This window comes from Pantoea sp. X-Soil-YNGN-785 (genome assembly GCF_059730585.1).
Genome location: NZ_AP035942.1, coordinates 2,452,226 through 2,464,985 on the forward strand (window position 1 = coordinate 2,452,226; position 12,760 = coordinate 2,464,985).

Genomic DNA, 12,760 nt, shown 5'->3' on the forward strand with positions numbered 1-12,760 from the left:
TGCCCTGAGTAAACCCGCTTATGCGCCCGATCAGAACCAAAAATTTCTGCGCTGCTTATGCCGAAAATGGCATAACGCACCTTGCCTGGTACACAATCAGCCGCCGCGAGACACTGGCCGGTTACTGCGTTATCAGTGTCACCCAGTTCGCACCTTTACCCGCTGGCGCTTCAGCGACGCGTTTCAGTTCGCCGCTGGCGGAGTCAATGGCGTAGCTGCCAATCACCGCACTCTTCTCTCCGCTGACGATCAGCCATTTGCCCTGTGCATCGATCGCGATACTGCGCGGCTGTTTTTCCACCGGCCAGTTGCTGACGAGTGTTAACTCACCCGACTGCTTATCGACCCGGTAACCGCTGACAGTGCTGGAGGTGCGCTCGGTCACATAGATAAATTGCCCATCCGGCGTGATTTTAATGTCTGCCGCCCAGATGCGCGGCGTCGGATCGCTGTAGCCCGCAGGACGCTGCTCGCCATGCTGCAGGTTATATTTCTTCGCTACCGCGTTGGGCCAGGTTTTTAATGGCGTCAGCGTGCCATCGGCCGCACGCCGGAACTGCGTAATGGTGCCGCTCATCTCTGCAAGGTTATAGAGAAAGCGATTGTCCGGTGAAATCACGGAATGCCGTGCGCCGCTGTTCTTCTCGCCCTGCACAAATCCCGCACCCAGCGGCGTGATGGCCCCGTCACTGGCGAAGGCATATTGCAGTACCCGATCAGCGCCAAGGTTGCCAACATAGAGCGAATGATTACTGACGTCGGTGATCACCGAATGGGCATGCGGCCCGGTTTTCACTTCGCCGGTGACCTGCGTGGTCACAATGCCTTTGTCATCAATCCGGTTACTGGTGACGATATCGCTGTCATAGGAGGCGGCCAGCAGGTAGCGCCCGCGCTTATCGGTAGTGATCCAGGGAAAGCTGGCCGTAACCGGCGTCACCGCCAGTTTCTGCAGATCACCGTGTGGACGGGTGACGCGCCAGCTGATGATTGCGTAAGGCGGCGAGCGCAGCGCACCATAGAGATGTTTACCATCCGGGCTGGCCGCGAGCGGCATAATCTTTTTCCCGGCGGGCGTATCGCCCCGCCATTGCAGGCTGCCATTCGCCTCGCTGAGCTGATAGCGGGATACCGTGCCGGATTCGGCATTCGACACATAAACAAAGGTTGTCGCCCACAGCGGGGGGCAACACAGCAGCGGCAGAAGTGCCAGCGCCGTTTTCAGACGGATCATAGGGTCACCTTGATAAGTAGTGTCTGCGTCAATGCGCAGCAGGAATTACGCTAACCCTGTCTGATAAGACTGGCTTTGTGCAACTGACTGAAATTATACCTGAAAGCCTGGAGATGTGACGGAGATGTTATTTTAAAAGGCGGGGTCTGAGAGGTGATGCCTTCCCCCGGTGAAAGGAGAAGGCATATACATGCTGCTACCCGGTTTTCGCGATCATTTTATAGTAGCGGTTAAGCCACTTGCCGCTGTTAAGTCGCCACCAGAAGAAGATGCCACGCACCGTCCAGTCAAGGAACATCCCCAGCCAGACGCCGGTGACGCCCATGCCAAGCTGGATGCCCAGCAGATAACCGACCACCACGCGCGCGCACCACATGCTGAACATCGACACATACATGGTGTAACGCGCATCGCGTGCGCCTTTAAGGCCCGCCGGCAGCACCCATGATGCGGCCCAGAGCGGCATAAACAGCGCATTCAGCCAGAGCAGATGTTTCGTTACGTTGATGACTTCCGGGTCGCTGGTATAGAACCGCGCCAGCAACCCGGCCAGCGGCACCGTCAGCAGCGCTATCGCGCTCAGGCACGCCGTTGCCAGCCAGAAAACATGCCGCACCTGACGCTCCGCCTGGAAGACCTGATTTTTTCCCAGACGGGTACCAGTGATGATGGTTGAGGCTGAACCCAGCGCGTTGCCCGGCAGGTTGATCAGCGAGGCGACCGAGAACGCGATGAAGTTACCGGCAATCTCACTGGTGCCCATGCCCGCCACAAACACCTGCGTCAGCAATTTACCGCCATTGAACAGCACCGACTCGATACTGGCAGGCACGCCTATACCTAAAACTTCCATCAGAATGCTGCTGTTCCAGCGCCGGAAATAGCTCGACAACGTGATCTTCAGCGAGGCGTTAAAGCCGATCATCAGCACGTAAATCACCGCGATCGCCCCGATATAACGGGTGATGGTCAGCCCGAGTCCGGCACCGATAAACCCTAAACCGTCCCACGAGAAGCAGCCATAGATCAGCACGCTACTGATGATGATGTTGAGGATGTTCATGCCGCCGTTAATCAGCATCGGGATTTTGGTGTTACCCGCGCCACGCAGCGCCCCGCTGCCGATCAGCGTGATGGCCGCTGCCGGGTAGCTCCAGGCGGAGGTCTGCAGATAGCTCAGCGCCAGCGCTTTAACTTTGGGGTCGGCGGCACCGGCGATGGCATCGACGATGAGATGGCCCCAGAACTCAATGGCGATCACCAGCACAAAGGCGAGTATTGTCATCATAGCCAGCGACTGACGCGTGGCGGCGCGGGCGCGCTTGCCGTTGCGTTTTGCCAGACTGAATGCCACCACCACCGTGGTACCGAGATCGATAGCCGCAAAGAACGAGATGATCACCATGTTGAAGCTGTCGGCCAGGCCAACGCCCGCCATCGCCTCTTTGCCCAGCCAGCTGACCAGGAAGGTGCTCAGTACGCCCATCAACAGCACACAGGCGTTCTCGAAGAAGATAGGCACTGCTAATGGCGATATTTCACGCCAGTAGAGCGTGCGATAAGAGCGGCGTTTCGGGTACCACGCCGTGCGCTTAATCGCCTGCATCACTGCTACGCCGGGATTTTGCAAAGGATTACCAAATCAGAAGAGACTGACGAGATCTAATGATGATAGTGGGCAGAGAAATATGCAAAGTCTTTCCGGGACAAATTAATCATGGTTACAAACTTTTTCGTTCAGATTCGGCAGATTCTGCCCCATCAGGCTGACCGCTGTAGCAAACCTGATTATTTCCGGGACGTTACGATCGCCTGTCATCACGATGCCGCTAGCTGCATTGTCGCTCCCTTGTCATTTGCAGCGCAACAGACACGGCGACACCGCCTGTTTCGATCATAAAGATTTTCTTACCGAATTTTAATGATGTGCGTTCCGGCTCAATGCCGCACTGGTCAGATTACGCGCTTCGTTAGCGCAAAAAAAAGGCGATCACAGATTCTTCACCAATCTCTGCAACAAACCCGCTAAGCTTGGGGCAAATTGCGGAAAAAAATGGAAGGAGAAACCATGCCGACACTACGGAAAAACCTGACCAGCCAGCAGGCGCTGGATGAACTCGAACGCCTTTACGATGGTGCCGTTGATGCGCTGCGTGCGGCAATTAAAGTGTTTACCGAAAACGGAACGCTGCCCGATGCCGCGGAACGGGAAAAAGGACTCTTTGTTTACCCGGAGCTGCGCATCACCTGGCACGGTGAAGGTCCGCAGCAGAACCGCACGCGTGCCTGGGGCCGCTTTACCCATACCGGCAGTTACAGCACCACCGTTACCCGTCCGGCGTTACTGCGCCACTATATTTCGGAACAGCTGGCAATGCTGGAGAAGGAGTATCAGCTGGAGATCGACGTGGTGCCGTCCAGCCAGGAGATCCCCTATCCTTACGTGATCGACGGTTCCGATCTGTCGCTGGATCGCACCATGAGCGCCAGTATTGCGCGCCACTTCCCGACTACCGAGCTGTCACAGATTGGCGATGAGACCACCGACGGTCTGTTCCACGCCGACGCCAAATTTCCGCTGTCGCACTTCGACGCGCTGCGCACCGACTTTTCGCTGGCCCGCCTGCGTCACTACACCGGCACCAGCGTAGAGCACTTCCAGCCGTTTGTGCTGTTCACCAACTACACCCGTTATGTGGATGAGTTCGTGCGCTGGGCAATTGAGCAGGTGCGCGATCCCAACACCCCTTACGACAGCCTGGCCTGTGCGGGTGACGTGGTGCTGACGGCCGACACCGCCGACAGCGAGTCGATGCTTTCTGATCTGGCGTGGAAGAAGCATCAGATGCCTGCCTGGCATCTCACCTCACCTAATCGTCGCGGCATCACGCTGATTAATATCGGTGTCGGCCCGTCGAATGCCAAAACCATCTGCGATCATCTGGCGGTGATGCGTCCGCACGCCTGGCTGATGATTGGTCACTGCGGCGGTCTGCGCGAGAGCCAGCGGATCGGCGACTATGTGCTGGCCCACGCCTATCTGCGTGACGATCACGTACTCGACAGTGTGCTTCCGCCAGACATCCCGGTGCCAAGCATTGCCGAAGTGCAGCGCGCACTGTATGACGCCACCAAATCGGTAAGCGGCATGCCAGGCGAAGAGGTGAAACAGCGCCTGCGTACCGGCACCGTGGTGACCACCGACGATCGCAACTGGGAGCTGCGCTACTCCGCATCGGCCCTGCGCTTTAACCTGAGCCGCGCGGTAGCGGTCGATATGGAGAGCGCCACCATTGCCGCACAGGGCTATCGTTTCCGTGTACCGTACGGCACGCTGCTGTGCGTCTCCGACAAGCCACTGCACGGCGAGATCAAGTTGCCCGGTCAGGCAAACCGCTTCTATGAGGGGGCGATTTCAGAGCATCTGCAGATTGGTATCCATGCGGTTGAGCTGTTGCGCGCCGAGGGTGACAAGCTCCATTCACGTAAGTTGCGGACGTTTAATGAGCCGCCTTTCCGGTAGGTGTATCGCCGCTGGCTCGGGGAGTTTTGTTCGCTGCGCGAACGGGCTGGCAGAAGAGCTGATGCTGGGATGTTCGCTGCGCGAACGGGCTCTGAGAGGGGTTTCGTTCGCCTGATCAGCTGGGCAGTTTCAGTATCGCCTCTGCAGGCGACCGACAAGGGGCGCCAGTCGCCGCGCCCCCTTGACCCCCGGCTCCGGCCTGCTTCACCGCCGCTTCGCGGTCCCTTCGCTTCTTCAGGATTTCTCACGGACCGCCGGGACGCGCCATCCCTGGCGCGAACCCGCCTCTTCGCGACATCCCTGTCGCTCGTCCTGAAATCCCTCATCCGCTCAGCGGTTCAGATGGCCTCCCTGCCCCTCGCTGTTATCTCTTCTTTCTGTGTTGGCACGTTATCGCTTTACGTTTCCGGGATTGGCTCTGGCTCTGGCTCTGGCTTTGGCTTTGGCTTTGGCTTTGGCTCTGGCTTTGGCTTTGGCTTTGGCTTTGGCTTTGGCTGTGGCTGTGGCTTTGGCTTTGGCTTTGGCTTTGGCTTTGGCTTTGGCTTTGGCTTTGGCTTTTCAGGTCTGCAGACAATACAGCACCAGAGAAAACAAAAAGAAATCACAGGCGGGGGTTGGTGAGAGGCATCCGTAGCGCTGAGGAACAACCGGAGGCGAGGATGAGTCGACAGGACGTCGGCGAAAGGACGGTTCGCGCCAGGGATAGCGCGTCCGGACGGTCCTTCGGCCGCAGGGCGTGACGAAGGCACCCCGCACAGCGGGGCGCGCAGGCTGCCGGACGCCGGGATTGTTAAGGGGCGGGCGTCCGCCCCTTGACGCGTCCGCCTGCATGGGCAACCTGAAACTCCCCATCGCCTGGCGGGCGAAACCTGCTCAAAGCCAGCCCGCTGCAACGCGTACCCCGCTCATACCTGCCCGTCGCGAGGCGAAACTCACCCCGCCGCCAGGCACCCATCAGGCACTTAACCACCCAAGCTTAATCACAAACAGAATCGACAGGATCACCAGCGCCGCATTCACCTCTTTCGCACGACCGCTCAGCAGCTTCACCAGCGTCCAGGTAATAAAACCAAACGCGATGCCGTTAGCAATAGAATAGGTCAGCGGCATGGTCAGCGCAGTCACGGTAACCGGCGCGGCCGTGGTGATATCTTTCCAGTCGATATCTGCCAGTCCCGATGCCATCAATACCGCCACAAACAGCAGCGCAGGCGCAGTCGCGTAAACCGGCACGCTGGAGGCCAGCGGCGAGAAGAACAGTGCCAGCAGGAACAGCACACCCACCACGATCGCTGTCAGTCCGGTACGGCCACCGGCACTCACGCCCGCCGCCGATTCCACATAACTGGTGGTGGTCGAGGTGCCGAGCAGTGAACCAAACAGTGCAGCCGCACTGTCGGCAATCAGCGCACGCCCCATCTTGGGCACATTGCCCTGCTCATCCGCCAGACCGGCACGTTTAGTCACGCCCAGCAGCGTGCCGGTGTTATCAAACACATCGACAAACAGGAAGGCAAAGATCACGCTGATCAGGCCGACGTTAAATGCCCCGGCGATATCCAGCTGCAGGAAGGTCGGTGCAATCGACGGCGGCGCAGAGAAGACGCCCGCGAACGGCGACAGACCGATGCCCATCGAGATAAAGGTCACCAGCAGGATGCCGATCAGCACCGCACCGGTCACGCGACGCGCTTCCAGTACCACGATCACCACAAAGCCAAGCATCGCCAGCAGCGGACCCGGTTTGGTCAGATCGCCAATGCCCACCAGCGTCGCCGGGTTATCGACCACGATGCCCGCCCCTTCCAGGGCAATAATCGCCAGGAACAGCCCGATACCTGCACCAATCCCGGCGCGCAGCGGCAGCGGGATACTGGCAATAATCCACTCGCGGATTTTAAACAGCGACATCGCGAAGAAAATTACCGCCGAGAGAAACACCGCGCCCAGCGCAACCTGCCACGTGTAGCCCATGTGCAGCACCACGGTATAGGTGAAGAAGGCGTTCAGTCCCATGCCGGGTGCCAGCGCGATCGGGTAGTTAGCGATCAGCCCCATCAGCACGCAGCCAATCGCCGCCGCCAGACAGGTCGCGACAAACACCGCGCCTTTATCCATGCCGGTTGCGCCCAGAATGCTCGGGTTCACAAACAGAATATAGGCCATCGCCAGGAAGGTGGTGATCCCGGCGATAATCTCGGTACGAACCGTGGTGTTATGCGCTTTGAGTTTGAATAGTTTTTCTAACATCATCATCTCTCGATACAGGAGACAGCCGTCTCTCTTGCCAAAGGGGTTTGTATGCTGATTATTCTGTTTCCGGGACAGGGTTACCGGCCGCTGCATACTTGCGTGCCAGAACCGCCTGAAATCCCTGCGTTACCCACTGCCCAAAGCAATTGCCATGCCATCTGCCGACGCAATCGATTACCTGGCAGAGCCGGACACGCCTAAGAAGATTCCGAATCAAAACAGGGCGCGATTATGGTGCAATGCACCGATCCCGCGCAATCGTTTTCCTGCGGCAAATCAGCAACCGCCAAAAACTCTGCGCCAGCGCACGCTTCCAGACTCTCACAGGCGAAGCGGGTCACGTTTCAGCATGCTGCTTCAGCAACCTTCTCTGGCCTGTGTAGACTCCAGAATTAACTCTTTCGTAACATTGAGGCCGCGCCATGAAGCCAGCGATTTTGGTGGTGGATGATGATCCTGCTGTCTGCGACGTCCTGCAGGATGCGTTAAGTGAACATCTGTTAACGGTCTACCGCTGTCATCAGGGACGCGAGGCGCTATCGATACTCAGCGAGCACCCGGAGATATCGCTGGTGATGCTGGATATGATGCTGCCCGATACCAACGGGCTGCTGGTGTTGCAGCAGCTCCAGCGTCAGCGACCCGAGGTACTGGTGATTATGCTGACCGGTATGGGGTCCGAAGCGGAGATGGTGGTGGGTCTGGAGATGGGCGCAGACGACTACATCGCCAAGCCTTTTAATCCCCGCGTGGTGGTGGCCCGCGCCCGTGCCGCTTTGCGTCGCAGCGGGCGTATTGCACAGGCCGATCCTGAACCGGCGGGCTGGCGGTTTGGCGGCTGGCAACTGGACGATGGCCGCTGCCAGCTGTTTAATCCGCAGCGCGAACTGGTGCCGCTGACCCAGGGAGAATACAGCCTGCTGCGCGCGCTGGTGCGTCACGCCCGTAAGGTGCTGACCCGCGATCAGCTGCTGGAGCTGACCCACAGTGAAAGTCTCGATGTGTTTGACCGCACCATCGACGTGCTGATTATGCGACTGCGCCGCAAAATTGAAACCAACCCGCATCAGCCTGACCTGATCCGCACCATTCGCGGGCTGGGTTACGTCTTTTCCGCTGACGTAATGAAACCGGAAATCGCGCCGCGCGCCAGCCAGATCGCCTGAGTCATTCTGAGCGGCCTGCCAGTGACAGGCGTGCTCACCTCAGTCGTCATACGTTCCGCCCCAGGCACGCGGCACCAGATCCCCCTGTGCCTCTCCGCTTTCAACCATTGCCAGAATTTTTTCCGCCACGCGCTCAGGCGCGTGCGCGAATGCGGCGCTCTGCTCAGCCTGCGCAATCGCGGCTTCCTGTCCCAACTTCACCGACTGATAAAATTCTGAGCGGGTCATAAACGGATACACCGTGGAAACCGTAATCCCGGCCTCAGCCAGTTCCAGCCGCGCCACGCCGGAGAGCATATTCAGCCCCGCTTTGGAGCTGGTATAGGCCGCCGACCCTGGATACGTTGCCAGCGTCGCCCCGGAGCTGACGTTGATAATGCGCCCTGCGCCCTGCCGCCGCATTGGTGGGATCACCGCCTGCATCATCATCAGCGGGGCAATCAGGTTCAGCTCAAGCAGCGCCCTGAAATCCGCCGCCTCTATTTCCTCAACCGCCGCGTACAGCCCCTGACCAGCATTATTGATGAGCACATCAATCTGGCCAAAGCGTGCCAGCCCCTGTCTGACGGCGTTTGCAATCTGGCCAGGCTGAGTCACATCGCAGGCTACTGCCAGCGCTTTGCCTGATCCATCCGCGAGAGCATCCAGTCGGTCTTTGCGTCGTGCCAGTAAGATAACCCGCGCACCCGCCTGCAGCGCCGCACGCGCCGTGGCTTCACCGATCCCCGACGATGCTCCAGTAATCATGATCACTGCTTCTTCAATTTTCATTTCATACCATCCTGCTCAAAGACCAGAGAGCGAGAATAATCCTCAGCCGGTTGCGCGGCGGCTGCAATCCTGCCTAAAATTTGCCCATTCCTGCTTTTCTTCTGTCAGGCGCTGAATCCGCCGGAGTCACGCAATATGAAAGGCCTTGAAGCGTTAAGAGATGAAGTGCTGGCGTGCGCGGCAGACGACCTCACTGCGACGACGATTCCGCGCGTGGATCTCTATCGCGTCAGCCAGCCGATGGCTCTGCCGCCAGAAATCTATCTACCGTTCGTCAGCCTGATCCTGCAGGGAGAAAAAAGGCTGCAGGTGGGCGCACAATCCATCCGCTATTCCGCAGGTGAAATGTTTACCGCGTCGTTCGATCTGCCCGCCACTGGCGACATCACTGAAGCCAGCGAAGCCTCGCCCTATCTCGCCGTACGTCTGACGCTCGATTTCGCCGCCATCAGCGATCTGCTGCATCAGATGCCTGTGACCGCTCTTCCCGCTACGAACAAAGGCATTTCGGTTAACAGGGTGGATGATGCGCTGGCGGATGTCTGGCTGCGGATGGTGCGCCTGCTGACAAAACCGGAGGAGATCGCGGTGATGGCGCCGCTGGTGGAGCGCGAGATGCTTTACCGGCTGTTGCTGGGTCCGCAGGGCGGCGTGCTGCGTCAGGCAGCAGAGTTAAACGGGCATTTTGCGAAGATCAGAAAGGCGCTGGTCTGGCTGCGCGCGCACTATGCTACCGCGTTTCGCATTGAGACGCTGGCAGCGATGGCGGGCATGAGTCTGTCGGCCTTCCATCGTGGCTTTCGGGCCAGCACCGGGCTTTCGCCGCTGCAGTATCAAAAACATCTCCGGCTCTATGAGGCGCGCAAAGCGCTGGTGCTGCGGCCCGGCAATGTCGCCGCCGTCGCGGCAGATGTGGGCTACGAGAGTCTGACGCAGTTTACCCGGGAATATGCGCGCCTGTTCGGTGAACCGCCCGCACGCAGCATCAGAAAACTCAGGCTGACCGGCACTGAAACATGACAGGTAAGCGAACTTGATGCGCCCTGCCATTCTGCGCTCAGTGGAGGGCAACTCACAGAAAGCCGTTCGCATAGTCATTACACAGCAGCCAGCGCGGCGCTTCATCTTCATTCAGCGGGTTGAAACGGGCCAGCGGCGTCAGAAACACGTTGTCATTTTCATCATCGTTGGGCATCGATACCTCACCCACCAGCACGTCGCCGAAGCCGTTTTCGCCCCAGAAACTGTGCCAGACGCCCGCCTCCAGCGTCACGCTTTCACCCGGAGAGAGTCGCAGCTGTGTTCCGGCAGCATGGATCTGGCGCAGGCCATCCAGCGACACCGCCACTGGCGTGTCAGCCAGCCCGTCGCCGTCGCGGTTATGCAGTTCGACAATCAGGTTGCCGCCGCCGCGATTGATAATGTCTTCCATCTTGCGCGGATGATAGTGCATCGGCGTCAGCTGCCCTTCGCGCACGTGCATCATCTTCTCGGCGTAGGATTTATGCCACGGCTGTCCGCCTGGCGAGCCGTTACGCAGCGTAAACAGCGTCAGGCCAGTCTGCATAAAATCTGCCGCGTCAAAGCTGGTGAGATCCCAGCCCAGCCGTAGCGCCAGAATCTCCTGTATCACGTCGCGATCCTGCGCACGCTGGCTGACGCTGTAATCGGCCCACGGCGGCAGATGCACATCCTGCTGGCGGAAAAACTCGCGTGTATGCTGCAGGTAGTCATTAACCTCTGAACGTTGCATGGTGGCCTCCTGAGAGCGGCACCCGAAGGTGCCGCCCTGACGCTTATTTCACCGTCCAGCCCTGATAGCTGCCGATATTATTACGATCGATCAGTTTCACCGGGATCAGCACCGGTTTATCCGGCGCGGGTTTGCCCTGCAGGATGTCATAACCAATCTCGACCGCTTTGGCCGCCATGACCTGCGGATCCTGGGCTGGGGTGGCGACAAACAGCGAGTTTTTACGCTTCAGCGCCTCTTCCCCGTCCGGCGATCCATCGACGCCCACGATGAAGAATTCGCTGCGCTGCGCCTGTTTCGCGGCTAAGTCCGCGCCAATCGCTGTCGGGTCGTTGATGGCAAACACGGCGTCAATTTTCGGGTTAGCCGAGAGCAGACCGGTCATCACTTCCAGTCCGCCTTCACGACTGCCTTTGGCGTTCTGGTTGTACGAGAGCAGCTTGATGTCCGGATGGGTTTTCAGCTCGTTCATGCAGCCTTCAACACGGTTCTGTACGGCTGAAACCGGCGGTCCGTTGATGATAACCACGTTGCCTTTGTTCTTCAGGCGGTCAGAAATATATTTACAGGCCATTGCGCCCGCCTCGGTGTTATCGGAGGTGATGGTCGCATTGGCGCCATCGGCGGCCACGTCAACCGCCACCACCACGATACCGGCGTCACGCGCCCGCTTCACCGCCGGGGCGATCCCTTTGGAGTCCGCGGCGTTGAGGATAATCATGTCGACTTTGGCCGCAATAAAGTTATCAATCTGGCCGACCTGCTGACCGAGGTCGTAGCCGCTGGAGACCAGCGTGACATTGACCTTATCGCCCGCCAGCTGACGCGCCTTCATCTCTGCGCCTTTAGTGATCTGCACGAAGAAGGGGTTAGCCAGGTCGCCGACCGTGACGCCGATAGATTTGAGTTCTTTTGCCTGAGCCAGGCCGGTGCTGAACAGCGTTGCCGCCAGCAGCCCGGTTACAATCGGATTAAAACGCATAGACCTTCTCCTGCTGTTTTCAAGGTGCCAACCGCTTAATGGCGTTTTTGGGTGGCGGCGGCGACACGGCGCATCCGCCCTTTTAAGCCTCAGCTCACATGATGACGGGTGCGGTATTTGTCGATCAGGACTGCGATGATGATGACCGCGCCCTTGATCACCAGCTGCCAGAAATAGGAGACGCCCATCAGCGTCATGCCGTTATTCAGCGTGGCGATAATCAGTGCGCCAATCAGGGTGCCGGTGATGGTGCCGATGCCGCCGACAAAGCTGGTGCCGCCGAGGATCACCGCCGCAATCGCATCCAGCTCGTAGCCGACGCCGAGGTTGCCGTTGGCGCTGTAGAGCCGCGAGGCGCTCATTAAGCCGCCCAGTCCCGACAGCAGGCCGCTCATGCCGTAGACAAACAGCAGCACCACGCCAACCTTGATGCCGGTAAGACGTGCCGCCTGGATGTTGCCGCCGACCGCGTAGATATGAACGCCCAGCGTGGTGCGGCGCAGGATGAACCAGCAGATGGCGATCACCGCAAAGGCAATCACAATCAGCCACGGCACCGGCCCGAGATAGCCGTTACCAATCCACTCAAAGTTAATATCGGAGTTAATCACCGTGGTGCCGTTCGCCAGCAGATAAGCCGCCCCGCGCAGCGCGGTGTAGGTGCCGAGCGTGACGATAAAGGGAGGCAATCCGGCCCAGGCGACCAGGATACCGTTGAACAGCCCCATCACCAGACCCGCGCCCAGCGCCATCGGAATGGTCAGCGAGGCAAGCATCGGATCCAGCGACGCCACCAGCGCCACTACCGCCGTGGTGCCCAGCATTGACCCTACCGACAGGTCGATACCGCCGGTCAGAATGACAAAGGTCATGCCCGCCGCCAGCACGATATTGATCGACGCCTGGCGGGTGATATTCAGCAGGTTCGCTTCGGTAAAGAAGTTCGGCGTAACGAAACCAAACACCGCCACGATCAGGATCAGAATCGGCAGGATACCTACCGTTTGCAGCAGATCACCCATCAGGGCGCGTTTCAGCGTCGGCGCGTTAGTGCGGGCCAGTTGTGACATGGTGGTCT

General features: G+C 59.0%; 11 protein-coding genes. 4 read left to right on the forward strand and 7 right to left on the reverse strand.

From position 1 onward, the window contains the following. Positions 1 to 121: 121 nt before the first annotated feature. A complete protein-coding gene (locus AC6I8E_RS11490; protein WP_147790137.1) occupies positions 122 to 1,234 on the reverse strand; it encodes a lactonase family protein in 1,113 nt (370 codons plus the stop codon). Positions 1,235 to 1,430: 196 nt separating this feature from the next. Then, positions 1,431 to 2,840 (reverse strand): EmmdR/YeeO family multidrug/toxin efflux MATE transporter, encoded by a 1,410-nt coding sequence (locus AC6I8E_RS11495; RefSeq protein WP_013358314.1) that lies wholly within the window; start codon positions 2,838 to 2,840, stop codon positions 1,431 to 1,433. Between the two features lie 462 nt (positions 2,841 to 3,302). Between AC6I8E_RS11495 and AC6I8E_RS11500 the strand changes: the two genes are divergently transcribed. Together AC6I8E_RS11500 and AC6I8E_RS11505 are read left to right on the forward strand one after the other, a co-directional pair. Next, a complete protein-coding gene (locus AC6I8E_RS11500; RefSeq protein WP_147790136.1) occupies positions 3,303 to 4,757 on the forward strand; it encodes an AMP nucleosidase in 1,455 nt (484 codons plus the stop codon). 342 nt (positions 4,758 to 5,099) lie between these two features. Further along, the gene (locus tag AC6I8E_RS11505; protein ID WP_497823997.1) at positions 5,100 to 5,378 is read left to right on the forward strand and encodes a hypothetical protein; all 279 of its coding nucleotides are present in this window, start codon (positions 5,100 to 5,102) and stop codon (positions 5,376 to 5,378) included. A gap of 333 nt (positions 5,379 to 5,711) precedes the next feature. Here the strand turns inward: AC6I8E_RS11505 and AC6I8E_RS11510 are convergent, their stop codons facing one another. Beyond that, positions 5,712 to 7,010, reverse strand: coding sequence for an NCS2 family permease (locus AC6I8E_RS11510; RefSeq protein WP_197042348.1), 1,299 nt, complete (start codon positions 7,008 to 7,010; stop codon positions 5,712 to 5,714). Between the two features lie 422 nt (positions 7,011 to 7,432). Here AC6I8E_RS11510 and AC6I8E_RS11515 point away from each other — a divergent pair, with 422 nt between their 5' ends. Beyond that, complete coding sequence (locus AC6I8E_RS11515) at positions 7,433 to 8,176, forward strand: response regulator (RefSeq protein WP_147789702.1); 744 nt, start codon at positions 7,433 to 7,435, stop codon at positions 8,174 to 8,176. A 39-nt stretch (positions 8,177 to 8,215) separates the two neighbouring features. Here AC6I8E_RS11515 and AC6I8E_RS11520 read toward each other — a convergent pair whose 3' ends face one another. Next, positions 8,216 to 8,947: an SDR family oxidoreductase gene (locus AC6I8E_RS11520; protein ID WP_147789703.1), complete on the reverse strand. Its 732-nt coding sequence runs from the start codon at positions 8,945 to 8,947 to the stop codon at positions 8,216 to 8,218. 135 nt (positions 8,948 to 9,082) lie between these two features. On the opposite strand from AC6I8E_RS11520, the gene AC6I8E_RS11525 reads away from it, so the two are divergent. Continuing rightward, positions 9,083 to 9,967: an AraC family transcriptional regulator gene (locus AC6I8E_RS11525; protein WP_187266256.1), complete on the forward strand. Its 885-nt coding sequence runs from the start codon at positions 9,083 to 9,085 to the stop codon at positions 9,965 to 9,967. A 52-nt stretch (positions 9,968 to 10,019) separates the two neighbouring features. Here the strand turns inward: AC6I8E_RS11525 and AC6I8E_RS11530 are convergent, their stop codons facing one another. From AC6I8E_RS11530 to AC6I8E_RS11540, 3 genes are all read right to left on the reverse strand, one after another. Then, the gene (locus tag AC6I8E_RS11530; RefSeq protein WP_497823998.1) at positions 10,020 to 10,700 is read right to left on the reverse strand and encodes a D-lyxose/D-mannose isomerase; all 681 of its coding nucleotides are present in this window, start codon (positions 10,698 to 10,700) and stop codon (positions 10,020 to 10,022) included. Positions 10,701 to 10,743: 43 nt separating this feature from the next. Continuing rightward, complete coding sequence (locus AC6I8E_RS11535; protein WP_013358324.1) at positions 10,744 to 11,682, reverse strand: ABC transporter substrate-binding protein; 939 nt, start codon at positions 11,680 to 11,682, stop codon at positions 10,744 to 10,746. Positions 11,683 to 11,771: 89 nt separating this feature from the next. Then, positions 11,772 to 12,752: an ABC transporter permease subunit gene (locus AC6I8E_RS11540; protein ID WP_013358325.1), complete on the reverse strand. Its 981-nt coding sequence runs from the start codon at positions 12,750 to 12,752 to the stop codon at positions 11,772 to 11,774. Between the last annotated feature and the right edge of the window lie 8 nt (positions 12,753 to 12,760).